The organism is Tistlia consotensis USBA 355 (assembly GCF_900177295.1).
Taxonomy (GTDB): Bacteria; Pseudomonadota; Alphaproteobacteria; order Kiloniellales; family DSM-21159; genus Tistlia; species Tistlia consotensis.
Genome location: NZ_FWZX01000006.1, coordinates 207251 through 231168 on the forward strand (window position 1 = coordinate 207251; position 23918 = coordinate 231168).

Below are 23918 nucleotides of genomic sequence, written 5' to 3' on the forward strand. Positions count from 1 at the left end.
ATCAACCGGGTGAAGCGAAAATTTATTCGCTGCATTGCGAAGGTCATCTCGCAGATGCGTTAAGTAGCAGAACGGCCTTGCGTTTCTACCACCTCCACCTCGGCGTCCTGCAGCACCTGGCGCATCGGCCCGGCCGGCAGGCGGTCGGTGACGAAGACGTCGACCGCCGAGACGTGCGCGATGCGCACCGGCGCGGCACGCTCGAACTTGGTCGCGTCGGCGACCAGGATGACCTTGCGCGCGTTCTCCATGATCGTGCGCGCGACGCTGACCTCGCGGTAGTCGTAGTCCATCAGCGAGCCGTCGGCGTCGATCGCCGAGGCGCCGATGACGGCGTAGTCGACCTTGAAGCGGCGGATGAACTCGACCGCCGCCTCGCCGATGATGCCGCCGTCCGAGCGGCGCACCACGCCGGAGGCGATGATCACCTCGATGCCCGGCCAGGCGCGCAGGATGTTGGCGGCGTTGATGTTGTTGGTGATCGCCAGGACGCCCTGGTGGTGGCGCAGGGCCTTGGCGACCTCCTCGGTCGTGGTGCCGATGTTGATCAGCAGCGAGGCGTTGTTCGGGATCAGCGCGGCGGCGGCCAGGCCGATCGAGCGCTTGGCGTCGCGCGCGATCAGGCGGCGCGCCTCGTAGCCGACGTTCTCGACCGTCGAGCCGATGATCGCGCCGCCATGGACGCGGTCGAGCAGGCCGCGGTCGCAGAGGTCGTTGAGGTCCTTGCGGATCGTCTGGGGCGTGACGCCGAACAGGCTGGCCAGGCTCTCGACGTTGACCCGGCCCGACTCCTTGGCGATCTCGAGGATCTGGTTCTGACGTTCCGGCAGCATCGAGAGCCTTCCCTCTCGGGAACGCGGCGTTGCATCCCGAGCTCTTTTCGTTTGTCTTTCGCTCCCGACTATAGGGCCCTGCCCGCCTGAAAAACCAGATGCGCGGACCGCCGCAGGAGGCGCCGCGAGCCGGAGGAAGCACCATGCGATCCCCCTTCCGCAGCGATCTCTTCGCCGGCCGGCGCGTGCTGGTCACCGGCGCCGGCCGCGGCATCGGCAAGGCCGTCGCCGAGGCCTTCCTGGCGACCGGCGCCCGCGTCCTGGCCCACACCGGGCTGCAGCCGCGCGGCCTGGAGGAGGCCTTCCCCGGGCTCGCGCCCGAGACGCGGCAGCGCCTCTCGCTGACCGCCTGCGACCTCGCCGCCGCGGAGGGCGCCGGGACGCTGCTCGCGACCCTGCGCGAGACGCTCGGCGGCCTCGACGTCCTGGTGAACAACGCCGGCACGATGCTCGGCCGCGTGCCGGCGGAGGCGGTCGACGCCGCGCACTACGCCCGGGTCCTCGACCTCAACGCCCGCTCGGTCGTGCTGCTCTCGGCCGGCGCCCTGCCGCTGCTGCGCGAGTCGCCGGCGGCCGCGATCGTCAACACCGTCTCGATCTCGGCGCGCACCGGCGGCAGCCCCGGCTCCTCGCTCTACAGCGCGGCCAAGGCCTTCGTCGCGACCCACACCCGCTCCCTGGCGCGCGAGCTGGCGCCCGACGGCATCCGGGTCAACGCGGTCTCGCCGGGCACCATCATGACCGACTTCCACCGCCGCTACTCGACGCCGGAGAAGCTGGCGGCAACCGCCCAGTCGATCCCGCTGAAGCGCCTCGGCACCCCCGAGGACTGCGCCGGCGCCTACCTGTTCCTGGCCGCGCCCGAGCTCTCGGGCTATGTCACCGGGCAGGTCGTCGAGGTCAACGGCGGCCAGCTGATGGCCTGACCGGGCACGCCGGAGAGCCGAGACCGTCGGAGGAACCGAATGATCCACCAGCTGCGCATCTACGAGATCTTCGAGCACAACCGCGAGGCCTTCCACGCCCGCTTCCGCGACCATGCCGCGCGCATCATGGCGCACTACGGCTTCCGGATCCTGGCCATGTGGGAATGCCGGACGGAGCAGCGGCTGGAGTTCGTCTACCTGCTGGCCTGGCCCGACGAGACCGCGCTGGAGTCGGGCTGGAGCGCCTTCATGGCCGACGAGGAGTGGCGTCGGATCAAGGACGAGACCCATGCCGAGCACGGCTTCATGGTCGGCTCGATCGAGGACCGGCGCCTGAGGCCGGCCGGCTACGGCCCGACGCTCGGCGGCTAGCCGTCAGCTGCCGATGTCGGCGCCCCAGAGCTCGGGGTGCGCCGCGGTCCAGTCGCGGAACAGCGCGATCCAGTCGGGATCGTTGATCACCGCGACGGCGACCCCGCTGGCGGCGAGCTCGGCCTCGGCCTCCAGGCCGCTCGGCAGGCGGCCCTTGAAGTTGACGTTGTCGCCGATCACGACCCGGCCGATGCCGAACTGCAGGACCGTGCCGCTGCACATCCAGCAGGGGCTGAGCGTCGTGTAGAGCGTCGCGCCGCGCACGCTGACCGGCCCGGCGGCACGCAGGCAGTCGACTTCGCCGTGCGCCGTCAGGTCGCCCAGCTGGACCCGCCGGTTGTGGCCGCGCGCGACGACCGCCCCGTCGCGCACCAGCACCGCGCCGATCGGGATGCCGCCCTCGGCCAGCCCCTTGCGCGCCTCCTCGAAGGCCTCGGCCATGAAGCGGCGGTCCGCCTCGGTGACCGTGCTGCCCTCGACCGTCCTGCGCTCGTCGTCCATCCGGCCCTCCCTGCCCTGCCGTGGGCCGCCAGGATGGCCCAAGCCGGCGCCGCGCGCCACGCCTCCCGCGGCCGCTTTGCCCGATCCTCGCGGCGCTTTGCCCGAAACTACAGTCGGCAGATGCAGAAATGCGACAGGGCGGTGAAATGTCGCGAAACCGGCCCGCCGGCCCCTGTCGCATCCCGGTCCCGGCCCTAAATCGGTGCCTCAGAGCGGTCGGACGGCACGGCATGAGCAGCCGGAGCTACGCCACGGGTCGGCGCGGAGAGGCGTCGCCGGTGGCGGGAACGAAGGCGGGGCTGCGCCCCCTTCCCCGACCGCTCGCGCTAGGGAGAGGGAAGCATGACCATCGACTTCACCGTCAACGGGCGGCCCGTCAGCGTCGACGCGGAGCCCGACACGCCGCTGCTCTGGGTGCTGCGCGACGAGCTGCGCCTGACCGGTACCAAGTTCGGCTGCGGCATCGCCCAGTGCGGCGCCTGCACCGTGCACCTGGACGGCCAGCCGCGCCGCTCCTGCATCACGCCGATCGAGACCGTCGCCGGCAGCGCGGTGACGACCATCGAGGGCCTGTCCGGCAAGGAGGCCGAGGTCGTGCAGGACGCCTGGCGGGCACTCGACGTGCCGCAGTGCGGCTACTGCCAGTCGGGCCAGGTCATGTCGGCCGTGGCCCTGCTGCAGGAGGTGCCGAAGCCGAGCGACGACGACATCGACGGCGCCATGGCGGGCAACATCTGCCGCTGCGCCACCTACGTCCGCATCCGGCAGGCGATCCACGACGCCGCCGGCAAGCTGGAGGGCTGAGCATGACCGACCGGCAGACGATCCGGGCAGACCATGCCTTCGCCCACTTCTCTCCCGGCCATAAGGCGCCGGCGCTGAAGACCAGCCGCCGCGGCTTCCTGGGCGGGCTCGGCGCCGGCCTGGTGATCGGCGTCTTCCTGCCCGAGGCCGCGCGCGCGGCCAACGGCTCCGGCGCCGCCGCCGTGCTCAGCCGGCCGCCCGAGGGGCCCGAGGTCTTCAGCCCCAACGCCTTCGTGCGCATCGCCCCCGACGACACGGTGACCGTCCTCGTCAAGCACATCGAGTTCGGCCAGGGCCCCTACACCGGCCTGACCACCCTGGTCGCCGAGGAGCTCGACGCCGACTGGTCGCAGATGCGCGCCACCGCGGCGCCGGCCGACGTCAAGCTCTACGCCAACACGCTGTTCGGCATCCAGGGCACCGGCGGCTCGACCGCCATGGCGAATTCCTACCTGCAGATGCGCAAGGCGGGGGCCGCCGCGCGCGCCCTGCTGGTCGCCGCCGCGGCGGAGGAATGGGGCGTGCCGGCCGGCGAGATCACCGTCTCGAAGGGCGTCGTCGGCCATGCCGGCAGCGGCCGGTCGAGCGGCTTCGGCGCGCTCGCCAGGAAGGCCGCCGGCATGACCCCGCCGGCCGAGCCGGCGCTCAAGGACCCCAAGGACTTCGTGCTGATCGGCACCGACCGGCCGAAGCTCGACACCGCCGACAAGACCGACGGCAAGGCGCTCTACACCCTCGACCTCTACCGCGACGGCATGCTGGCCGTCGCGGTCGCCCATGCGCCGAGCTTCGGCGCCAGGCCGGCCAGGTTCGACGAGGCGGCGGCGCGCGCGGTCAAGGGCGTCGAGGCGGTCCGCGGCATCCCGCAGGGTGTCGCGGTCTACGCCCGCAACACCTACGCCGCGCTCAAGGGCCGCGCCGCCCTGGCGGTCGAGTGGGACTTCGCCGAGGCCGAGACCCGCTCCTCGGAGACGCTGTTCGCGACCTACCGCGAGCAGGTCATGCAGACCGGCACGCTCGCCACCGACCGCGGCAAGACGACGGAGGTCCTGGCGTCCGGCGCCACCAGCCTGGAAGCGGTCTACGAGTTCCCCTTCCTGGCCCATGCCCCGATGGAGCCGCTCGACGCCGTGCTGGAGATGAAGGACGGCGCCGTCGAGGTCTGGATGGGCAGCCAGCTGCAGACCGTCGACAGGGGCACCATCGCCGGCGTACTCGGCCTGCCGAAGGAGAAGGTGACGCTCAACACCCTGCTCGCCGGCGGCAGCTTCGGCCGGCGCGCGCAGCCGGACTCGGACTTCGCGGCCGAGGCCGCGGCGGTCATGAAGGCGCTCGGCCGCGACGGCGCGGTCAAGCTGGTCTGGAGCCGCGAGGACGACATCCGCGGCGGCCGCTACCGGCCGCTGACCGTGCACCGGCTGCGGGGCGCGCTCGACGAGACGGGCAGGATCGTCGCCTGGGACCAGACCATCGCGACCCAGTCGCTGGTCGCCGGTTCGCCCTTCGAGGGCATGATCAAGGACGGCATCGACCCGACGACGGTCGAGGGGGCCGAGGACCTGCCCTACGACATCCCGAACCTGCGCGTCAGCCTGCACACCATGAAGACCGGCGTGCCGCCGCTCTGGTGGCGCTCGGTCGGCCACACCCACACCGGCTACGCCACCGAGACCTTCCTGGACGAGCTGCTGGAGAAGGCCGGCAAGGATCCGGTCGAGGGGCGGCTCGCCCTGCTCGGCAGCGACAAGGCGCGCTATCGCGGCGTGCTACAGCGGGTCGCCGAGCTGGCGGGCTGGGGCGGCGCGGTCCCCGAGGGACGCGCCTGGGGCGTCGGGCTGCACAAGTCCTTCAACACCTACGTCGCGCAGATCGCCGAAGTCTCGGAAGGCCCCGACGGCCCGCGCGTCCACCGGGTCTGGTGCGCGGTCGACTGCGGCGTCGCAGTCAACCCGAACATCATCCGGGCGCAGATGGAGGGCGGCATCGGCTACGGCCTGGGGGCCGTGCTGTTCGACGAGATCACGCTCGGCGATCAGGGCCGCATCACGCAGTCGAACTTCGACGACTACCGCTCGCTGCGCATCCACGAGATGCCCGCGGTCGAGGTCGCCATCGTCGAGTCCCGCGAGGCGCCGACCGGCGTCGGCGAGCCGGGCGTGCCGCCGATCGGCCCGGCCGTCGCCAACGCCTGGCGCCGGCTGACCGGGCAGTCGCTGCGCCGGCTGCCCTTCCTCTCCGGCCGCATGATGGGAGGCTGAGTCTTGCTGAAGTACGTGTTCCTGACGGCGAGCGCGATCACGCTCGCCGCCGGCCTGATCCTGCCGGCACCGGCGCAGCAGGCGAAGCCGCACGCCACGGCCCTGCCGCAGAGCCTGAAGAGCGTCGAGGACTTCGCCGGTATCGCCGACCAGCGGCAGCGCAGCCTCGCCCTGTTCCAGGAGATCGGCAAGGTGGTCACCCATCCCCGCTGCGTGAACTGCCATCCGCGCGGCGACAGCCCGCTGCAGGGCGACGACGGACACCTGCACCAGCCGCCGGTGCAGCGCGGCGAGGCCGACTTCGGCGTCGCCGGCATGCACTGCAACACCTGCCACGGCACGCAGAACGTCGCGTTCCTCGCCAAGCCGGGCAGCATTCCGGGCCACGAGCCCTGGATGCTGGCGCCGAAGACGATGGCCTGGGAGGGCAAGAGCCTGGGCGAGATCTGCACCCAGCTCAAGGACCCGGCCCGCAACGGCAACCGCTCGCTGGCCGAGATCCAGGACCACATGGCCAACGACGGCCTGGTCGGCTGGGGCTGGCACCCGGGCCCGGGCCGCACGCCGGTGCCCGGAACCCAGAAGCAGTTCGGCGAGCTGGTCAAGGCCTGGATCGACAGCGGCGCGGCCTGTCCCGCCGGGTGAGGCGCGCGGCGCCGGCCGGTTCAGCCGGCCGGCAGCAGATCGGCAACCTGGCTGCGGAAGTCCTGCAGCGGGAAGGGCTTGGATAGTGCGGCGTCGGCGCCGAGCAGCCGGGCGACCGGCAGCATGTCGGCACCGCCGCCGTCGCCGCCGGAGATCGCCAGGATCGGCAACCGGCGCGTCCAGTTGCGGATCGCCCGGATGAGCTCGAGGCCGTCGCCCCTCGGCATGAAGACGTCGGTGACGACCAGGTCGACCGGCGTCTCGGCGAGCCGCTCGATCGCCCCCCACCCGTCCGGCGCGGTCAGGACGCGATAGCCGGAAGCACGCAGGCAGGCGGACAGCAGGTCCCGGGCATCCTCCTCGTCGTCGATCAGCAGAATGGTCGCATGGCGCGACGCGGCCACCGGTTCCGACGCAGGTCGCTCGCTCTCTCGACAGTCCGACATCCCGTCGCTCCCCCGCATCCGGCCGCTCAGTTGTCGTTGGCGCTGCGCGGCGCGGCCTCGCAGCAGCCCGGCAGCAGGTCCCGGACCTGCTGTTCCAGCACCTTGATCGGGAAGGGCTTCGGCAGCACGGCGTCGGCGCCGAGCAGGTGGGCGATCGGCAGGTAGTCCATCGTGACGTAGGCGCTGCTGCCGGAGATCGCCAGGATCGGCAGGTGGTCGGCGCAGTCGCGGATCGCCCGGATGACCTCGAGGCCGTCGAACTCCGGCATGAAGAGGTCGGTGATCACCAGGTCGACCGGCGTCTCGATCAGGGTCGCGACCGCCTCGCGGCCGTTCTCGCTGGTCAGCACCTGGTAGCCGGCGCTCTCCAGCGTCGCAGCAATCAACGCGCGCATGTCCGGATCGTCGTCGATGACCAGGACGGTCGGCCTGCAGGGCGCGCCGGCAAGGCCGTCCGAGGCACTTCTCTGGTAAGGATAACCGGTCATTAAGGCTTGCTCCCGACTCTTGGCCTTCGGCGCGACGCGTGGTGCGTCCGTGGCAGTACCGCGACGCTATCGGGGCTTCGGCTCTCGCCATAGCTGTCGAAAGGGTGATAATCGGATCGGATCGATGCCTGACCGTTTGGATAGGTCACGGGACCGGATTGGACTGGCAGTGGTGGAGCGGAGCAGCCTGCGGATCCTGATCGCCGACGACCACCCGCTCGTCGGCGACCTGCTCGAGGTCTATATCCGCCGGGCCCTGCCCGAGGCCGAGGTCGTCTCGGTGGCCAGCCTGCCGGCGGCGCGAACGGCGCTCTCGGAGGCCGCGGACTGCACCCTGGCGCTGCTCGACCTGAACATGCCGGGCATGGGCGGCGCCGAGCAGGTCGCCGAACTGCGCCGGGACTTTCCGGAGACCCGCTTCGCGATCATCTCGGGCACCGGGGACCATCGGGCGGTGCGCGCCTGCCTCGGCGCCGGCGCCATCGGCTTCCTGCCGAAGACCCTGACCGGCCAGGCGATGGTCGACGCGATCCGCCTGATGGCGGGCGGGGGCAGCTACCTGCCCATCGAGATGCTGACCCAGCCCGCCGAGCCGGAGCCGACCGCCGGCGGCCCGGCGCTGACGCCGCGCGAGCGCGAGGTGCTGGACCTGATCCTGGAAGGCACGCCGAACAAGCTGATCGCGTACCGGCTGGAGATCTCCGAGCCGACCGTGAAGCTGCATCTGCGCGGCCTGTTCCGGAAGTTCTCCGCGGCCAACCGCACCCAGCTGGTCGCCGAGGCGATGGCCGCCGGCTTCGTGCCGAGCCGGACGACCTATCCGAAAGGATAGGGTGCGACCTGCCCGCACGGCCAGCTTGTGGCCGCGCCGCCGCTGGGGCAACTGGGCGACCCGTATTCGATTCACCGGAGACAGCCCGATGACGAAGAGCATCCTGCGCAGCCTCGCGGTCCTGGGCCTCAGCCTGCTGCTCGGCCTCGGCCAGCCCCTGGCCGCCCGCGCCGCCCCCTACCTCGAGGTCGTCGCCAAGGACGGCACCACCGTCAGCCTGGACAAGGCGCAGTTCGCGGCTCTGCCCCGGACCACGATCGTCACGGAGACCCCCTGGACCGAGGGCGACAGCCGCTTTTCGGGCGTGCTGCTCCGCGACCTGCTGGCCGCCCTGAAGCTGCCGGTCTCGGCCGTCGCCGCCCGCGCGCTCAACGACTACGAGGCGACCATTCCGGCCAGCGACATCGAGGGATACGACGTGCTGATCGCCGACCAGCTGAACGGCAAGGCCATGTCGGTGCGCGAAAAGGGGCCGCTCTGGATCATCTACCCGCTCTCGGCCCATGCCGAACTGCGCAGCTCCGACACGGAAGCGAAGATGGTCTGGCAGCTGCTCCGCCTGACCCTGCAATAGGACCCGGCCGCAGGCCATGCGCCACCGGCTCGCCCGTCCGATCCTGCTCGCGCTGGTCGCGGTCTTCGCGTCCACCGCGATCCTCATGGCGATCCGACTGTTCAACGAGCGCGAGCTGGCGCTGCAGACCTACCGGCGCGGCACCTGGGTCGCGGTCCAGGCCGACAGCGAGCTGCTGCGCCTGCAGCGCGCGCTGGCCGAGTACCGGGCGGAGCCGACGCCCGAGAAGCTCGACGAAGTCATGCTGCGCAACGACCTGTTCTGGAGCCGCCTGCCGGTCATCCTGGACTCGGAAGAGGGCGAAGGCCTGCGCAAGCTCGAGGGGGTCGTCGAGAAGGTCGGCCCGATCGCCGCGGCGATGCCGCGGCTGGACAAGCTGCTGAAGTCGACCGAGCCGCCGGCCGTCGAGCCGATCCTGAAGGCCGAGGCGCTGCTCGACGGTTTCTCCGAGCCGCTGCGCGACATCGTCCGGCGCACGCTGATCCAGGACAACTACGTCTACAACCGCGAACGGCTGCACGACAGCCTGCTCGAGACCCTGGCGGTGTTCGGCGTGCTGCTGGCCGCCGGCGCGGCCCTGATCCTGGTCGTGCTGCGCCAGGACCGCAGCACCCGCCGGCTCTACTTCGGCGCCAAGCGGGCGGAGGCCGACGCCCAGAAGGCGCGCGAGCGCCTGGCCAGCGCGATCGACGGCGCCAGCGAGGGCATCCTGCTGCTCGACGCCAAGGACCGCGTGCTGATCGCCAACCGGCGCTACCGCGAGCTCTATCCGGTGATCAGCCAGCTGCTCGAGCCCGGCACGCCGTTCCAGCAGGTCATCGAGACCGCCGCACACGGCAGCCAGGTCGCCTCGCGCAACCCGCGCGAATGGGCGGCCAAGCGGGCGGCCCGCCTGCGCAGCCCCGGCGCCCCCTGGGAACAGCGGCTGTCGGACGGACGGAGCATCCTGGTCAGCGAACGGCGCACCAGCGACGGCGGCCTGGTCGCCGTCCACACCGACATCACCGAAGTCAAGAAGAACGCCGAGCGGCTGCTGCGCCTGGAGCAGACGGCCGACGAGCTGGCCGCGGCGATCGAGGCCTCGGACGTCGGCGTGGTGATCTGCGATCCCGGACCGGGCTCGACCCCGATCCGGCGGGTCAACCGCGCCTTCACGCGCCTGACCGGCTATGGCGAGGAGGAGGTGCTGGGCCGCGATCCGCGCTTCCTGCAGACGCCCGAGAGCGACCGCCGCCAGATCGCCGTGATGGCGAAGGCGGTCAGCGCCGGCGAAGGCGTCCGCGTCCGCCTGCTCAACCACCGCAAGGATGGCAGCAGCTTCTGGAACGACATGACCATCGTGCCGATCCGGGCGCGGGACGGCTCGATCGGCTCGTGGGTCGGCCTGGTGGTCAACGCCGACGACAAGGTGCAGGCCGAGGAGGAGCGCGCCGAGCTGACCGAGCGCTTCCACCGCGCCGAGAAGATGGCGGCGGTCGGCCAGCTGGCCGGCGGCATCGCCCACGACTTCAACAACCTGCTGGCCGTGGTCACCGGCTTCAGCGAGCTGCTGGTCGAGGCGCTGGAGGGACCGAACCGCGACATGGCCGAGCGCATCCTGCGCGCCGGCAACCGCGGCAAGGGCCTGGTCGAGCAGATCCTCGCCTTCAGCCGACGCGGCGACGCGCCGCGCACGCGCGCCGTCGACCTGCGCGAGGCCCTGCCCGAGACCGTGCAGCTGCTGCGCGCGACGATCACCCATCCGACCGAGCTGCTGCTCGAGATGCGTGCCGATCCGGCCGTGGTCATGGCCGATCCCGTGCAGCTCGAGCAGATCCTGATGAACCTCTGCATCAACGCCCGCGACGCCCTGCCCAAGGGCCACGGCTACATCCGCATCGAGCTCGATTCGGTCGAGATCGACGGCGGCTGCGCCGGCACCCTGCGCAGCCTGGTGACCGAGGGCGAAGGGCGCGAACTGGTCCGGGTCGAGGAGAAAGGCGGCTACAACCGGCTCTGGCTCGGCCTGCTGCATCCCGGGCCGCACCTGCGCCTGCGGGTCACCGACAACGGCTCCGGCATGGAGTTGGAGACGCTGCGCAAGGCCTTCCAGGCCTTCTTCACGACCAAGGAGGCCGGGCGCGGCACCGGCCTGGGCCTCGCCACGGTCAAGAGCCTGGTGACGCGCTACGGCGGCGCCATCCACGTCGTCAGCAAGCCCTATGAAGGCACCGGCGTCTCGATCCTCTTCCCGCAGCTCAAGCGCTCGGCCGACGCCGTCGGCGAACAGCCCGATGCGCGCCCGGCCACGGTCGCCGCCGTGGGCCGCATCCTGGTCGTCGACGACGAGCCGGACGTGCTCGAGCTGACGGTCGCCAAGCTGGCCTTGGCCGGCTACCAGACCGTGACCGCGACCAGCGCCGAGCAGGCCGTCGAGATCTTCGCGGCCGATCCCGGCGGCTTCTCGGCGGTGGTGACCGACCGCGCCATGCCCGGCAGCGACGGCCTCGACCTCGCCCACATCATCAGCGAGGAGCGACCGGGCACGCCGATCCTGCTGTGCACCGGCTACGCCGCCGACCTGGACGAGGCGACGCTGGCGGCCGCCGGCGTCACCCGCCTGCTGTCCAAGCCCTGCGACCGCCGGACCCTGCTGGACGCCCTGGAACAGGCGATCGAGGGACCGGCCAAGGTCTCCTGAGCGGCGGCAGGCCGCCCGGCCCGGCGCCTGCCTTCAGAAGTCCACCACGATGCCGCCGACCAGGGCGTAGCCACTGTTGTCCGAGGCGCCGCCGTCGTAGTCGACGCGGTAGGCCGAACTCTTGAGGGAGACACCCGGGCCGAGCGCGTAGGCCGTCGAGAGCATGAAGACGTCGCTGAGGTCGTTGCCGGACAGGGCGACATCCCCCTTGGCCTGGCCGTGGTAGTGGCTGAGGCTGAACGCCCAGGGGCCGGTCTGATAGGCCAGGCCGACGTCGTAGCCGTGGCCGTCCAGCGAGATCGCGGGATCCGTGCCGCCGGCGGCGCTGCCCGCGGTGTGCGCGTAGGAGCCGCCGAGGGTGAAGCCGGCGTAGCCGAGGTTGAGGCCGAAGGCGTAGCCCAGCGCGTCGTCGACGCCGGCCACGCTGTCGGGCGCCGTCGCGCGCAGGAAGGTGGCGGAGGCCGCGACCGCCACGGGCCCGCGATCGCCCCCGAGGTCCAGCCGGTCCACGAAGTTGCCGCCCAGTGCGACGCCGTCGTGATAGCGGCCGTCCCCCGGCTGCTCGTTGTTCATCTGCTCGAACTCGGGGATATAGGACGCGCCGAACTGGAAGCCGGCGATGCGCGGGGTGAAGTAGGTGACCTTCGTCGCCTTGTCCTCGCCCAGGTAGAGGTAGGTCGATTCGAAGGCGGAATCGGCGTCGCTCGCCGTCGGATTGTGGACCCAGTCGGAGACGTCGCCGTCGTTGAGCCCGATGCCGACGTCCGGCGCCGCGTAGTGCATCAGGGCCGCCGCGCTGTCGCGGTCGCCGATTTCGACCCGGCCGAACGCGCCCTCCGTATGAAGGAACGCCTCGATGAACTGCTCGAAGTCGGGATCGCTGCCCCAGTCGACCCTGACGCTGACGCCGAACTGCAGGCCGTTGTCGAGCGTCGTCTCCCCCTCGAGCTCGAGCCGCAGGTCGCTCTTCACGTCGGCGCCCGAATAGTGGTGCTGATCGCTGTGGCCGTAGCCGAGCCACTGCTCCATGTAGCCCGCGAGGCCGATCTCGACCTGCGCCTCGGCCGGCGACACCGCCGAGAGCACCCCTGCCGCCAGGCCGGAGCCAGCCGCCCAGATATGCTTGCGCACTGCAGTCCCCCCGCTTCACCGGCGGGGCGCCCCCTCAGCGGCGCCCGCCGCGACTCATTGTCGCGGAAGATCGTGCAGCGGCGCCGCGGATGCAATCGAGCCGGACGATCCGGCGGTTCAATTCCGGCCACGCCTGCGTGAGCGGCCGCCCGTCAGCTGCCGGCCGGCGCGACAGGAGGCCGACGCGGGAGCCGGGGCCGCTGCCGCGGGACCTTCGACCTCAGGCGGCGGCGCGCCGCCGGGCAAAGTCGCCGAGCTCGGCGATCAGCGTCGTGCAGTCCGCCCGGACCTTGGCAAAGCCGGGGCTGCGCTCGAAGCTGGCCTCGTCGCAGTAGAGCGCGCGGTTGATCTCGATCTGCAGCGAATGGCGGCCCTCGGCCGGTGCCGAATAGCGGCGCACCAGCTCGACGCCCTTGTAGGGCCAGTTCAGCACCACCTCGTAGCCGAGTGCCTCGAAGATCTCCGCGACCCGCCGGGTCAGTGCCGGATCGCAGGTCGTGCCGTCGCGGTCGCCGAGGATGATCTCGGGCCGCGCGACCGGCCCGTCCTCGGTCGTCGGGTCGCCCTGGGAGGGCATCGAGTGGCAGTCGATGTGCCAGACCGCCCCGTGGCGGCGGTGCGCGTCGTCGAGCAGGCCCTTCAGGGCCGTGTGGTAGGGCCGCCAGCAGCTCTCGATGCGCGCCTCGACCTCGGCGACGGTCAGCTTGCGGTCGTAGATCGCCTGCCGGCCTTCGATGCGGCTCCAGATCAGGCCGACGCCGCGCCCGGTCTTGGGGCCGGCCTGGGTCGGATGCGGCCAGGTCCCCTCGACCATCGCTGGGTCGAGATCCTCGGGCGCCCGGTTCGGGTCGATGTAGACCCGGCTGAAGCGCGCGGCGAGCAGCGGCGCGCCCTGCTCGGGCGCCGCGCCGTAGAGCTCGTCGATGTAGGCGTCGCGGCCGCGCAGCAGGGTCTCCGTCGACAGCAGGGAGCCCATGTCCTCGGGAAACCAGCTGCCGCTGTGCGGGCTGTCGAGGACCAGCGGCCCCGCCTCGTCCGGCTGGTGGAGGTCGTAGGCGGGATGGGCGGCGGGATGGGCGGCGGCTCGGCTCATGGTGTCACTCAGCTCTGGTCGTTGAGATGGCAGGCCGAATAGCGGCCCGGGGCGATCTGCTTCAAGAGCGGCCGTTCGACGCGGCAGCGCCCGATGGCGTGGGGACAGCGCGGATGGAAGGCGCAGCCCGGCGGCGGGTCGAGCGGCGAAGGGATCTCGCCCTCGACCGGCTTGAAGATGCGGTGCCGGCTGTCGATGCGCAGCACCTCGGCGAGCAGCGCCCGGGCATAGGGATGGTTGGCCCCGGCGAAGAGCTGCTCGGTCGGCGCGATCTCGACGACGCGCCCGAGGTACATGATGACGACACGGTCCGAGAGATGCTCGACCACGCCGAGGTCGTGGCTGATGAAGAGGTAGGTCAGGTCGAAGCGCTCGCGCAGCTCCATGAAGAGGTTGAGCACCTGGGCCTGGATCGAGACGTCGAGCGCCGCCACCGACTCGTCGCAGACCAGGAACTCGGGCCTGACCGCCAGCGCCCGGGCGATGCCGACGCGCTGGCGCTGGCCGCCGGAGAACTGGTGCGGGTAGCGGCGCCGGTAGCTCGGATCGAGACCGACGCTGGTCAGCACCTCGTCGACGTAGTCGGCCAGCTCGGCGCGCCCGACCAGGCCGTGGACCAGCGGCGCCTCGCCGACGATCTCGGCGACCTTGAGGCGCGGGTTGAGCGAGGCGAAGGGGTCCTGGAAGATCATCTGGATCTTCAGCGCCGCCTTCTTGGCCTCGGCGCCGGCGGCCTTGGTGATGTCCTTGCCGCGGTAGGTGAGCCGGCCCTCGCTGGCCGGCAGGATCCCCGCGACGACGCGGCCCAGCGTGGACTTGCCGCAGCCCGATTCGCCGACCAGGCCGACGACCTCGCCCTCGGCGACCGCCAGGTCGACCTCCTCGACCGCATGCACGACCTGGTCGCGCAGCCGGGCGCCGAGCCGGGCGGCGATGCGCTCGGCGAGGTCGAGGCGCCGGACGAAGCGCTTCGAGACCCCTTCCAGGCCGAGCAGCGGCTGGGGCGCGCTCACGACACGGCCTCGCCGACCGGATGGTGGCAGCGCAGCGTCCGCCCCGCCTCCGGGCGACGCTCGGCCGGCGGCTCCGCGGCGCAGTCGGCCTCGGCGTTCGGGCAGCGCGTGCGGAAGGCGCAGCCGCCGGGCAGCGCGAGGAGCGAGGGTGTCATGCCGGGGATCTGCGCCAGCGGCACGCCGCGCCGGTTGCGGCTCGGCACCGAGCCGATCAGCCCGGCCGTGTAGGGGTGCCGCGGCCGGTCGAGCACCGCGTCGACCGGGCCGGACTCGACGATGCGGCCGGCGTACATCACGCAGACCCGGTCGGCGAGGCCGCTGACCACCGCCAGGTCGTGGGTGATCCAGACCAGGGCCGTGCCGCTCTCGCCGCAGAGCTTCTGCATCTCGTAGAGGATCTGCGCCTGGATCGTGACGTCGAGCGCCGTGGTCGGCTCGTCGGCGATGATCACAGCCGGCTCGTTGAGCAGGGCGATGGCGATGGCGACGCGCTGGCGCATGCCGCCGGAGAACTGGTGCGGATAGGCCGAGAGCCGCTCCTCGGGCGCCGGGATGCCGACCCGGCCGAGGGCGTCGCGGGCGCGGCGCCGCGCCTCGGCGCGGTCGACCCCATGGTGCGCCCGGACGGCCTCGATCATCTGGGTGTCGATGCGCAGCACCGGGTTCAGGGTCATCATCGGGTCCTGGAAGATCATGGCGATGCGGTTGCCGCGCAGCGCGCGCAGCCGCCTCTCGCCGGCGTCGACCAGGTTCTCGCCCTCGAGCAGCACGCGGCCGCCGACGATCCGGCCCGGCGGATCGACCAGGCCGAGGATCGAGAAGCCGGTCACCGACTTGCCCGAGCCGGACTCGCCGACCAGGCCCAGCACCTCGCCGCGGGCGACCTCGAAGCTGACGCCGTCGACCGCCCGCGCGACGCCGGCCCTGGTGAAGAACTGCGTCTCCAGCTGCTCGACGCGCAGCAGCGGCTCGGCGGTCCTGGCCATCAGCGCTGCAGCCTGGGGTTCAGCAGGTCGCGCAGCCGGTCGCCGACCAGGTTGATGGCGACGATGACGACGACCAGGGCGACTCCGGGGAAGAAGGAGATCCAGTAGCGCCCGCTCATCATGTACTCGAAGCCGTTGGCGATCAGCAGGCCGAGCGAGGGCTCGGTGATCGGCACGCCGACGCCGAGGAACGACAGCGTCGCCTCCAGCGCGACGGCATGGGCGACCTGGACCGTGGCGATGACGATCAGCGGCGGCAGGCAGTTCGGCAGCAGGTGGCCGAACAGCACGCGGCGCGTGCCGAGGCCGAGGCAGACGGCGGCATCGATGTACTCCTTGCGCCGCTCGACCAGCGCCGAGCCGCGCACCGCCCGGGCGTAGTAGGCCCACTGCACGATGACCAGGGCGATGATCACCTTGTCGACGCCGTTGCCGAAGATCGCCAGCAGGATCAGCGCGACCAGGATCGCCGGGAAGGAGAGCTGGATGTCGACGATGCGCATCAGCAGGCTGTCGAGGCCGCCGCCGAAGAAGGCGGCGACCAGGCCGACGGCGCTGCCGATCACCAGCGCGAAGGCGACCGAGACGCTGCCGACCAGCAGCGAGATCCTGAGGCCGTAGACGATCGCCGACAGCATGTCCCGGCCCTGCACGTCGGTGCCCAGCCAGTAGGTGCCGAAGGCGTAGGAGGGCGAGCCTGGCGGCAGCGTCCCGTCCATGATGTCGAGCTGCGCCAGGTCGTAGGGGTTCTGCGGCACAATCAGCGGCGCGAAGATCGCCGCCACGGCGACGACCAGGATCACCGCGAGGCCGGCCACCGCCGGCCGGCTGGCGCAGAAGTCGAGGGCGAGGCGCGCCAGGGGCGAGCTCAGGCGCGGCGGCGGTGCGTGCAGCGTCTCCGGCTCGGCGACGACGGCGCCGGAGGACAGACCGGGGTCCGGCTCGCTCATGCGCCGGCCTCCGACAGGCGGACCCGCGGGTCGAGCAGCGAGTAGAGCAGATCGACGGCCAGGTTGATCAGGATGAAGATGAAGACCGTCATCATCAGGTAGGCGACGACGACCGGCCGGTCGAGATTGACGATCGAGTCGATCAGCAGCTTGCCGATGCCCGGCCAGGCGAAGACCGTCTCGGTGACCACCGCGAAGGCGATCATCGAGCCGAGCTCGAGGCCGACCACCGTGACCACCGGGATCATGATGTTCTTGAGGACGTGGACGTAGATCACCCGCGACGGGCTGAGGCCCTTGGCGCGGGCGAACTTGACGTAGTCCTGCAGCACGACCTCGCGGGTGCCGGCGCGCGCCAGGCGAATGACCAGCGAGGTCTTGTAGAGCGCCAGCGTGATCGCCGGCAGCAGCAGGTGCGACAGGCCGTCGAGCGTGAACAGGCTGGTGCGGATGCCGAGGAGGTCGACGGTCTCGCCACGGCCGCCGGCCGGCAGCCACTGCAGCAGCACCGCGAAGACCAGGATCAGCATCAGGCCGAGCCAGAAGTTCGGCAGCGAGAAGCCGAGGATCGAGCCGGTCATGATCGAGCGGCCGAGCAGCGCGTCGGGCTTGAGCCCGGCCCACAGCCCGAGGAAGACACCGACCGAGAGCGCGACGACCAGGGCCACCAGCGCCAGCTCCAGGGTCGCCGGCAGGCGCTCGAGGATCAGCCGCAGGGCCGGCACGCCGTGCACGAAGGAGCGGCCGAGATCGCCCTGCACCGCGTTCACCAGGAACAGCCAGAGCTGCTCCCACAGGGGCCTGTCGAGCCCCAGGCGGGCGATCGTCGCCTGCTGCTCGGCGAGGTCGGCCTCGGGGCTGATCAGGACGTCGACCGGGTTGCCGATCGCGTAGATGCCGATGAAGACCAGCACGGCCATGACGACCAGCACCAGGGCCGACTGGCCGAGCCGCCGGATCAGGTAGACCAGCATCGCTGCGCTTCCGTTCCGGAAGGCCGGACCGGCCGGAGCGAGGCCCCGGCCGGTCCGGCCCGGCCCCTACTGGGCCTGCGTCACGCTCATCGCCGAGGTGTACTGGTCGGTGCGCGGCTCGTAGGCGAGCCCCTTGCGCGTCGCCCAGCTGGTCACCTCGTAGTGCAGCGGCAGGATGCCATAGTCCTTGATGACCAGGTCGCTGGCCTCCTGCAGCAGCTTCTCGCGCCCGGCGTCGTCGAGCGTCTGCAGCGCCTCGTCGATCTTGGCGTCGACCGCGGGGTTGGAGTAGCGGCCGCGGTTGGTGCCGCCGTAGCCCTTCTCCTTGTCCGGCGTCGCGACCAGGGCGCGCAGCGGCGAGGACATCTCGCCGGTGCCGGAGCCCCAGCCGGCCAGGTACATCGAGAACTCGTAGCTGTTGCGCCGCTTGAAGAAGACCGACTTGGTCGAGGCGTCGACCGTGGTCTGGATGCCGACGCGGGTCAGGAACTGGGCGACCGCCTGGGCGACCTTCTCGTCGTTGATGTAGCGGTCGTTCGGCGTGCCGAGCACCAGCTTGAAGCCGTCCGGGTAGCCGGCCTCGGCGAGCAGCTTCCTGGCGCCGGCCGGATCGTAGGCCTCGACCTCCAGGGCCGGATCGGCGCCGAACATGCCCTTGGGCAGCAGCTGCTCGGCGGCGACGGCGACGCCGCCCATGATCTTCTCGACGATCGCCTTGCGGTCGATCGCCTTCGAGACCGCCTCGCGCACCCGCTTGTCCTTGAAGGGGTTCCTGCCGTTCGTGCCCTGGACGCCGGGCGTGTCGTCGGCGAACTGGTCCATGTGCAGGTAGATGACGCGGTTCGACAGGCCCGAGTAGACGTTGATGTTCTTGTCCGCCTTCAGGCGCGGCAGGTCCTGGGTTGGCGGGTTGTCGATCACGTCGACGTCGCCGGACAGCAGCGCCGCGACCCGCGGCCCGTCGCTGGAGATCGGCTTGAAGGTGACCTTGTCCCAGGTCGGCTTGCCGCCCCAGTAGTCGTCGTTGCGGGTCAGCACCAGGCGGTCGCCCTTGACGAACTCGGCGAACTTGTAGGGCCCGGTGCCGACGGCCAGCGTGCCGCTGTTGAAGTCCTCGGTCTTCGGCCAGTCGCCGCCGCTGGCCCCCTCGCAGGTCTCCTTGGAGATGATCGCGAGGTTCGACAGCTCGGTCGGCAGCAGCGGCCGCGGCGCCTCGGTCTTGATGATCAGCGTGTAGGGGTCCTTGGCCTCCATCGAGGCGATCGACTTGGTGTAGATCGTGAAGGAGGAGGGCGAGTTCGCCACGTTGGGGATGCGCCGGATCGTGTAGATCACGTCCTCCGCGTCGAAGGGCGTGCCGTCGTGGAAGGTCACGCCCTTGCGCAGGTCGAACTCCCAGGTCGTGGCGTCGAGCGGCTTCCAGGCGACCGCCAGGCCGGGCTGCAGGCGCTGCTTGGCGTCCTGGCTGATCAGGCCGTCGAAGATGTGCTGCCAGGCGGCGTTGTTCGGCGTCAGGTTGTGGTAGTGCGGATCGAGCGCGCTCGGCTCGGAGGCCAGCCCGATCGTCAGGTCGTCGGCCAGCGCCGTGCCGACCAGGGCCGTGCCGCTCAGCGCCGCCTGGGCGAGGCCCAGGACGAAGGCGCCGCCGGCGCACGCGGCGAGGATTCGGTTCATTGCTCTTCTCCCTGTTCACCCGGCGTCACCGTCCCGTCTGTCGCGGGCTTGCGGCAACGCGTCGCAGCCAGTGTCTCCCGAGGCCCGGGGGCCTGCAACTCTTTCGGGTCGCGGCCCTCGTCCCGGAGACCCCGACGACGCTCTCGGCCGCCGGGTTCGCGCGCCCGTCAGGGCACCAGCAGGACCGGAATCCCGGGCTCGCTGACGACGAACTCGGTGACGCTGCCGAACAGCAGGGTGTGGGCGCGGCTGTGCAGGAAGGCGCCGAGCACCAGCAGGTCGCAGTCGGCGGCCCGGGCACGCTCGACGATCGCCGCCGGCGTGTCGCGCGGCGATTCCGACAGCTCGGCCGCCTCGGCCTCGATGCCGTGCCAGGCGAGGTATTCGACCAGCGGCTCCGCCTGCAGCCCGGCCGTCTCGCTCTCCCGGCTGCAGATGACCAGTACCTTCTCCGCCGCCTTCAGCAGCTCCAGCGAGGCGGCGACCGCGCGCGCCGCTTCGACCGTGTCGTTCCAGGCCAGCGCGACGCGGGTCGCGAAGCCGGGGCTGACCTGGGGCGGCGTGACCAGGACCGGACAGGCGCTGCGCCGCAGGCTCGCCTGGAGCAGCGGCCGGAACGGCGACTCCCAGGAGTGGCCGGCGCCGGCCAGCACGACCAGGTCCGACAGCCGGCCGGCCGCGCCGACGGCGCCCGGGATGTCGCCGACCTCCTCGGTGAAGCGCACCGAGAAGCCGCGGGCCGGGTCGTCGGTCAGCTGCGGCTGGACCTCGAGGGCGGCGATCTGCCGGTCGAAGGTCGCCTTGGCGCGCCGCCGCCGCTCCTCGTTCTCCTCCTCGATCCAGCGGATCAGCTCGTCGGCGCCGTAGCCCGGCAGCCAGGCCGACCACTCGTCGCCGGGCCGGGCGGGTTCCGCGGTGACGCAGAGCACCTCGACGTGGGCGTCGTGCCGGGCCGCCACCGCGAGCGCCGCCTTGAGCGCCGGCGCATCCAGGTCCTCCGGGTCGTCGGGGTCGAGCCGCCCGCTCACCGGCACCAGGATCTTGCGAACGATCATCAACCGCCTCCCCGCTGCCGCTTCGCCGACCGCCGCGAAGCGTCACCCGAACCGTCGGACGGCGCGCTGACCCAGGTCAAGCGCGCCGTCGCGTCCCGGCGGGCTTGGCCGCATCCGGCCTGGGCACCTCGCCCTGCAGCAGCCGGGCCAGGCGGTCGGCATCGCCGCGGCCGCCCTCGCCGGCCAGCTCGACGGCGACCTCGGCGCGCTTGAGCGCGCGGCCCAGCGGCGCCGGCGGCGCCTGGTCGCTGACCAGCACGTCGATCTCGTCCAGCGGACAGACGTTCTCCAGGGTCAGCAGGTCGTACTTCGAGTGGTCGAGCAGCAGCAGGCCGGTCGCCGAGCGGCCGAGCATGGCGCGCTTGATCGCGGCGGCGTTGGGGTTGACGTCGTTGGGGCCGTCGGCGGTCAGGCCGCTGGCGCTGATCACCGCGACGTTCGCGTTGTAGCGGTCCAGGAAGGCGACGGCGTCGGAGCCGAAGACGCTGCCCTCGCGGCCGTCGTAGCGACCCGGACACAGGATGACGGCGATCGTCGGGTTGGCCGACAGCACCGTCGCCACGCCGAAGGAGTTGGTGATCACCGTCAGGTCCTTGAGCTCGGCCGAGAGGCGCCGGGCGAAGTGCACCGTGGTCGAGCCGACGTCGATCATCAGCACCTGGCCCGGCCGGATCGCCCGCGCCGCCAGGGCGCCGACCCGCTGGCGCTCCTCGACGTGCTCCTTGTGGCGCTCGCTGAGCGCCGGCTCGAAGGCGAAGGCACGCGCCGAGGCGCCGCCGTAGGTGCGGTTCAGCATGCCGCGCCGGCTGAGGTCGTCGAGATCGCGCCGGATCGTCTCGGTCGAGACGCGGTACTCCTCGGCCAGCTGCGAGATGCGGATCGCCGGCGAGGCGCGCAGCTCGCCCAGGATGCGCTCCTGCCGCTCGACCTTGCGCAGCTTCTTCTTGGCCGCGCGCGCGTCGCCGCCGGCAGCGACGCCGGGACCGCCCGACGTCTCGCCGCCGCCCGTACCGACACTGCCCGTACCGACACTGCCCGCCCGAACGCCTCTGCCGACCTTGGCCATGCCCGTCTCCTCGGATACCCGCCGGTTGTGAGTCAGCGCCGCCGCGAAATCAAGCCGTTCGCGGCACGCGGGCAACGCTCCAGCTTCGTCCGCTTTGTTGGAATCGCCAACATTTGCGTGGTACATTTTTCAAAGAGTGGGGTATCTTTCTGGGAAGCAAGGCAAAGTACCTTGCGTCCGGGCATGGTGCGGCGCAGCATAAAAAGGCCGGAACAGGCAGCAGGCTCGCCTTCCGATGCCCCCGTTTGTCCGGCGACCGGGCAGGCACGACGAGGCTTCAACGTGCCCTCGAGGCACGGGAACAGGTGGGAGAGCTGACCATGAACGTGACTCGCAGAGACTTCCTGAAGACCACGGCGGCCGGCGCTGCCGCGCTGTCCGCGCCGGCGATCCTGTCGGGCAGGGCCTGGGCCGCCCGCGACAAGGAACTGAACATCCTCTGCTGGGAGGGCTACAACTCGGCCGACGTGCTCGACCCCTTCCGCAGCGCGCACGACGCCACGGTCAAGGCCGAGTCCCTGACCAACGACCCGACCATGATCAACCGGCTGCGCGCCGGCGAGACCAACGTCTGGGACCTGATCAACGTCAACAATCCCTGGGCGCGCAAGGTCATGTACCCCGAGGGGCTGATCAAGCCGCTCGACCGCGCGACGTTCGAGCCCTACTTCGACAAGATGCTGCCGATGTTCAAGCCGCCCTACAAATGGGCGATGAGCGACGACGGCAAGGAGCTGCTCGGCATGTGCCAGCGCTTCGGCCCCTACTCCTTCGTGGTCAACACCAAGAAGGTCAGCCGCAAGACCGCCGAGGACCAGGGCTGGGACCTCTGGAACGACCCGGCCAACGCCGGCAAGTACGGCATCCTGGAATCCGACGACTGGAACGTCTTCGACATCTTCCTGATCGCCGGCATCAACCCCTTCGTGACGCACAGCGACGCCGACTTCGAGAAGTTCGACACGACCGCCAAGAAGGTCTTCAAGGGCGCCAAGGTGGTCGGCGACATCGCGACCATGAACCAGGCGCTGATCTCCGGCGAGATCAACTTCCACATGACCGGCGGCACCTACTCGGCCTCGCCGGCCCGCTTCGACGGCTACCCGGAGATCCGCGGCGTGACGCCGCTCAAGAGCGCGATCCCCGGCAAGGGCGGCGTGTCCTGGATCGAGGTCACCTCGACGGTCGCCAATCCGCAGCTCTCGCCGCTGGCGACGCAGTTCCTGGAGTACGTCCAGGACCCGAAGGTCGCGCACACCGTCGCCTTCGCCGAGGGCACCTTCAACCCCGTCGCCCAGATGGCCAACAAGAAGTGCTTCGAGCTCTTCACCAAGGAGGAGCTCGACGCGATCCAGTGGGACAGCCTGGACGAGGAGATGGAGCGCTCGGCCGAGTACGACATCGTGCCGGACTACGACCGCGCCCTCGACCTGATGACCGCCGCCAAGCGCGAGGCCAGCGGCGGCTGAGCCGCCGTCCCGCCGGCACGGCTGCAACGACAACCAAGGGGATCCTCCATCGATGAGCAAACGGCCGTCGATCCTCGAGCTGGTCGGGGTCACCAAGCAGTTCGGCGGATTGACGGCCGTCGATCATGTCGATCTCAAGGTCCGGGAAGGCGAGTTCTTCACCATCGTCGGGCCCTCGGGCTCCGGCAAGACGACGCTGCTGCGCATGCTGGCCGGCATGGAGACGCCGAGCTCCGGCGACATCCTGCTGCGCGACAAGCTGGTCAACGAGCTGCCGGCCAACCGCCGGCCGACCTGCATGGTCTTCCAGTCGCTGGCGCTCTTCCCGCACAAGAGCGTCGGCGAGAACATCGAGTTTCCGCTGAAGATGCGCGGCGTCGCGCGCGACAGGCGCAGGGCCAGGGCGCTGGAGCTGCTGCGCCTGTTGCGCCTGCCCGAGGGCTACTACGGGCGCAACGTGACCCAGTGCTCCGGCGGCGAGCGGCAGCGCGTCGCGCTCGCCCGCGCCTTCGCCTACGACCCCGAGATCCTGTTCTTCGACGAGCCGCTCTCGGCGATCGACTACAAGCTGCGCAAGACCCTGGAGAAGGAGCTGAAGGACATCCACAAGGAGTCCGGCAAGACCTTCATGTACATCACCCACTCCCTGGAGGAGGCGATGGTGATGTCGGACCGCATCGGCGTGATGCGCTCCGGCAAGCTGGTCCAGGTCGGCACGCCCGAGGAGATCTACCTGCATCCCCGGGACCGCTTCGTCTCGGAGTTCATGGGCGAGGTCAACGTCATCGACGTGCGCAAGGGCCCGAACGGCCACGCCGTCGGCATCGAGCTGCCCGGCGACTTCGCCCTGCCCGGCGGGGTCGCGGCCTTCGACACCGGCCACCTGGTCGTGCGCCCGGAATCGCTGCGCTTCCTCGGCTCGGCCGGCGAGGCCGAGAACCACCTGCGCGGCACGGTCTACAACGAGTACGCCCTCGGCTCGCGCATCCAGTACCAGGTGCGCGTCGGCGAGAAGGTCTTCATCGTCGAGCGGCTGCGCCAGCAGGCCTACCAGGGTGGCCTCGACCAGGAGGTCCTGATCGGCTGGGACGCCAAGGACTCGATCCTGGTGACCGACTGATGCACGGCGGACGGAGGGCAGGCGCGCG

23 protein-coding genes are annotated in these 23918 nt (G+C 71.0%); 10 read left to right on the top strand and 13 right to left on the bottom strand.

Translation table 11 applies throughout. The annotated features are described in order from the left end of the window. Positions 1–59: 59 nt before the first annotated feature. On the bottom strand, positions 60–833 hold the full coding sequence (locus B9O00_RS10775; RefSeq protein ID WP_085122665.1) for a DeoR/GlpR family DNA-binding transcription regulator: 774 nt from the start codon (positions 831–833) through the stop codon (positions 60–62). A gap of 143 nt (positions 834–976) precedes the next feature. Between B9O00_RS10775 and B9O00_RS10780 the strand changes: the two genes are divergently transcribed. Both B9O00_RS10780 and B9O00_RS10785 read left to right on the top strand, forming a co-directional pair. After that, complete coding sequence (locus B9O00_RS10780; protein ID WP_085122666.1) at positions 977–1759, top strand: SDR family NAD(P)-dependent oxidoreductase; 783 nt, start codon at positions 977–979, stop codon at positions 1757–1759. Between the two features lie 39 nt (positions 1760–1798). Further along, positions 1799–2131 carry an NIPSNAP family protein gene (locus B9O00_RS10785; protein WP_085122667.1) on the top strand — a complete coding sequence of 111 codons (333 nt, stop codon included), beginning with the start codon at positions 1799–1801 and terminating at the stop codon, positions 2129–2131. Between the two features lie 3 nt (positions 2132–2134). Here the strand turns inward: B9O00_RS10785 and B9O00_RS10790 are convergent, their stop codons facing one another. Further along, complete coding sequence (locus B9O00_RS10790; protein WP_085122668.1) at positions 2135–2632, bottom strand: nucleoside deaminase; 498 nt, start codon at positions 2630–2632, stop codon at positions 2135–2137. Positions 2633–2974: 342 nt separating this feature from the next. On the opposite strand from B9O00_RS10790, the gene B9O00_RS10795 reads away from it, so the two are divergent. Genes B9O00_RS10795 through B9O00_RS10805 form a run of 3 tightly spaced genes read left to right on the top strand, consistent with a single transcriptional unit; the run spans position 2975 to position 6339 of the window. Beyond that, positions 2975–3436 (top strand): (2Fe-2S)-binding protein, encoded by a 462-nt coding sequence (locus B9O00_RS10795; RefSeq protein WP_085122669.1) that lies wholly within the window; start codon positions 2975–2977, stop codon positions 3434–3436. Positions 3437–3438: 2 nt separating this feature from the next. Then, positions 3439–5694, top strand: a complete 2256-nt coding sequence (locus tag B9O00_RS10800; RefSeq protein ID WP_085122670.1) for a xanthine dehydrogenase family protein molybdopterin-binding subunit — start codon at positions 3439–3441, stop codon at positions 5692–5694. A gap of 3 nt (positions 5695–5697) precedes the next feature. Further along, positions 5698–6339: a hypothetical protein gene (locus tag B9O00_RS10805; RefSeq protein WP_200808466.1), complete on the top strand. Its 642-nt coding sequence runs from the start codon at positions 5698–5700 to the stop codon at positions 6337–6339. 20 nt (positions 6340–6359) lie between these two features. Here the strand turns inward: B9O00_RS10805 and B9O00_RS10810 are convergent, their stop codons facing one another. Together B9O00_RS10810 and B9O00_RS10815 are read right to left on the bottom strand one after the other, a co-directional pair. Next, positions 6360–6743, bottom strand: coding sequence for a response regulator (locus B9O00_RS10810; RefSeq protein WP_159460180.1), 384 nt, complete (start codon positions 6741–6743; stop codon positions 6360–6362). A 68-nt stretch (positions 6744–6811) separates the two neighbouring features. Beyond that, positions 6812–7273: a response regulator transcription factor gene (locus tag B9O00_RS10815; protein WP_085122672.1), complete on the bottom strand. Its 462-nt coding sequence runs from the start codon at positions 7271–7273 to the stop codon at positions 6812–6814. Between the two features lie 172 nt (positions 7274–7445). Here B9O00_RS10815 and B9O00_RS10820 point away from each other — a divergent pair, with 172 nt between their 5' ends. From B9O00_RS10820 to B9O00_RS10830, 3 genes are all read left to right on the top strand, one after another. Then, positions 7446–8105, top strand: coding sequence for a LuxR C-terminal-related transcriptional regulator (locus B9O00_RS10820; RefSeq protein WP_159460181.1), 660 nt, complete (start codon positions 7446–7448; stop codon positions 8103–8105). 88 nt (positions 8106–8193) lie between these two features. Continuing rightward, positions 8194–8679, top strand: coding sequence for a putative pterin-binding protein (locus tag B9O00_RS10825; protein ID WP_085122674.1), 486 nt, complete (start codon positions 8194–8196; stop codon positions 8677–8679). 16 nt (positions 8680–8695) lie between these two features. Beyond that, positions 8696–11359, top strand: a complete 2664-nt coding sequence (locus B9O00_RS10830; protein WP_085122675.1) for a PAS-domain containing protein — start codon at positions 8696–8698, stop codon at positions 11357–11359. A gap of 33 nt (positions 11360–11392) precedes the next feature. On the opposite strand, the gene B9O00_RS10835 is transcribed toward B9O00_RS10830, so the two are convergent. The 9 genes from B9O00_RS10835 to B9O00_RS10875 all read right to left on the bottom strand — a co-directional run bounded on the left by B9O00_RS10835 (position 11393) and on the right by B9O00_RS10875 (position 21301). Further along, a complete protein-coding gene (locus B9O00_RS10835; RefSeq protein ID WP_085122676.1) occupies positions 11393–12490 on the bottom strand; it encodes a porin in 1098 nt (365 codons plus the stop codon). A gap of 220 nt (positions 12491–12710) precedes the next feature. Next, positions 12711–13583, bottom strand: a complete 873-nt coding sequence (locus tag B9O00_RS10840; protein WP_085122677.1) for an N-formylglutamate amidohydrolase — start codon at positions 13581–13583, stop codon at positions 12711–12713. 8 nt (positions 13584–13591) lie between these two features. Beyond that, a complete protein-coding gene (locus tag B9O00_RS10845; protein WP_085122678.1) occupies positions 13592–14596 on the bottom strand; it encodes an ABC transporter ATP-binding protein in 1005 nt (334 codons plus the stop codon). Next, positions 14593–15582, bottom strand: coding sequence for an ABC transporter ATP-binding protein (locus B9O00_RS10850; RefSeq protein WP_085122679.1), 990 nt, complete (start codon positions 15580–15582; stop codon positions 14593–14595). Before B9O00_RS10850 ends, B9O00_RS10845 begins: the two co-directional genes overlap by 4 nt. Continuing rightward, positions 15582–16532 (bottom strand): ABC transporter permease, encoded by a 951-nt coding sequence (locus B9O00_RS10855; protein WP_085122680.1) that lies wholly within the window; start codon positions 16530–16532, stop codon positions 15582–15584. Before B9O00_RS10855 ends, B9O00_RS10850 begins: the two co-directional genes overlap by 1 nt. After that, positions 16529–17506, bottom strand: a complete 978-nt coding sequence (locus B9O00_RS10860) for an ABC transporter permease (RefSeq protein ID WP_085122681.1) — start codon at positions 17504–17506, stop codon at positions 16529–16531. The genes B9O00_RS10855 and B9O00_RS10860 overlap by 4 nt, the downstream gene beginning before the upstream one ends. Before the next feature lie 66 nt (positions 17507–17572). Then, positions 17573–19180 (bottom strand): ABC transporter substrate-binding protein, encoded by a 1608-nt coding sequence (locus B9O00_RS10865; protein WP_085122682.1) that lies wholly within the window; start codon positions 19178–19180, stop codon positions 17573–17575. Positions 19181–19347: 167 nt separating this feature from the next. Beyond that, positions 19348–20235 carry a universal stress protein gene (locus tag B9O00_RS10870; RefSeq protein WP_085122683.1) on the bottom strand — a complete coding sequence of 296 codons (888 nt, stop codon included), beginning with the start codon at positions 20233–20235 and terminating at the stop codon, positions 19348–19350. 76 nt (positions 20236–20311) lie between these two features. After that, positions 20312–21301, bottom strand: coding sequence for a DeoR/GlpR family DNA-binding transcription regulator (locus tag B9O00_RS10875; protein ID WP_085122684.1), 990 nt, complete (start codon positions 21299–21301; stop codon positions 20312–20314). Positions 21302–21621: 320 nt separating this feature from the next. Between B9O00_RS10875 and B9O00_RS10880 the strand changes: the two genes are divergently transcribed. Then, positions 21622–22770 carry an ABC transporter substrate-binding protein gene (locus tag B9O00_RS10880; RefSeq protein ID WP_085122685.1) on the top strand — a complete coding sequence of 383 codons (1149 nt, stop codon included), beginning with the start codon at positions 21622–21624 and terminating at the stop codon, positions 22768–22770. Between the two features lie 52 nt (positions 22771–22822). Continuing rightward, complete coding sequence (locus tag B9O00_RS10885; protein ID WP_085122686.1) at positions 22823–23890, top strand: ABC transporter ATP-binding protein; 1068 nt, start codon at positions 22823–22825, stop codon at positions 23888–23890. The last annotated feature ends 28 nt before the right edge of the window (positions 23891–23918 follow it).

Excerpts from the sequence above, each read along its gene's own strand:
- B9O00_RS10775 (WP_085122665.1), bottom strand. The coding sequence starts at position 833 with ATGCTGCCGGAACGTCAGAACCAGATCCTCGAGATCGCCAAGGAGTCG.
- B9O00_RS10880 (WP_085122685.1), top strand. The coding sequence starts at position 21,622 with ATGAACGTGACTCGCAGAGACTTCCTGAAGACCACGGCGGCCGGCGCT.
- B9O00_RS10830 (WP_085122675.1), top strand. The coding sequence starts at position 8,696 with ATGCGCCACCGGCTCGCCCGTCCGATCCTGCTCGCGCTGGTCGCGGTC.
- B9O00_RS10825 (WP_085122674.1), top strand. The coding sequence starts at position 8,194 with ATGACGAAGAGCATCCTGCGCAGCCTCGCGGTCCTGGGCCTCAGCCTG.
- B9O00_RS10790 (WP_085122668.1), bottom strand. The coding sequence starts at position 2,632 with ATGGACGACGAGCGCAGGACGGTCGAGGGCAGCACGGTCACCGAGGCG.
- B9O00_RS10840 (WP_085122677.1), bottom strand. The coding sequence starts at position 13,583 with ATGAGCCGAGCCGCCGCCCATCCCGCCGCCCATCCCGCCTACGACCTC.
- B9O00_RS10885 (WP_085122686.1), top strand. The coding sequence starts at position 22,823 with ATGAGCAAACGGCCGTCGATCCTCGAGCTGGTCGGGGTCACCAAGCAG.
- B9O00_RS10855 (WP_085122680.1), bottom strand. The coding sequence starts at position 16,532 with ATGAGCGAGCCGGACCCCGGTCTGTCCTCCGGCGCCGTCGTCGCCGAG.
- B9O00_RS10865 (WP_085122682.1), bottom strand. The coding sequence starts at position 19,180 with ATGAACCGAATCCTCGCCGCGTGCGCCGGCGGCGCCTTCGTCCTGGGC.
- B9O00_RS10795 (WP_085122669.1), top strand. The coding sequence starts at position 2,975 with ATGACCATCGACTTCACCGTCAACGGGCGGCCCGTCAGCGTCGACGCG.
- B9O00_RS10780 (WP_085122666.1), top strand. The coding sequence starts at position 977 with ATGCGATCCCCCTTCCGCAGCGATCTCTTCGCCGGCCGGCGCGTGCTG.
- B9O00_RS10785 (WP_085122667.1), top strand. The coding sequence starts at position 1,799 with ATGATCCACCAGCTGCGCATCTACGAGATCTTCGAGCACAACCGCGAG.
- B9O00_RS10860 (WP_085122681.1), bottom strand. The coding sequence starts at position 17,506 with ATGCTGGTCTACCTGATCCGGCGGCTCGGCCAGTCGGCCCTGGTGCTG.
- B9O00_RS10800 (WP_085122670.1), top strand. The coding sequence starts at position 3,439 with ATGACCGACCGGCAGACGATCCGGGCAGACCATGCCTTCGCCCACTTC.
- B9O00_RS10875 (WP_085122684.1), bottom strand. The coding sequence starts at position 21,301 with ATGGCCAAGGTCGGCAGAGGCGTTCGGGCGGGCAGTGTCGGTACGGGC.
- B9O00_RS10870 (WP_085122683.1), bottom strand. The coding sequence starts at position 20,235 with ATGATCGTTCGCAAGATCCTGGTGCCGGTGAGCGGGCGGCTCGACCCC.
- B9O00_RS10815 (WP_085122672.1), bottom strand. The coding sequence starts at position 7,273 with ATGACCGGTTATCCTTACCAGAGAAGTGCCTCGGACGGCCTTGCCGGC.
- B9O00_RS10850 (WP_085122679.1), bottom strand. The coding sequence starts at position 15,582 with ATGGCCAGGACCGCCGAGCCGCTGCTGCGCGTCGAGCAGCTGGAGACG.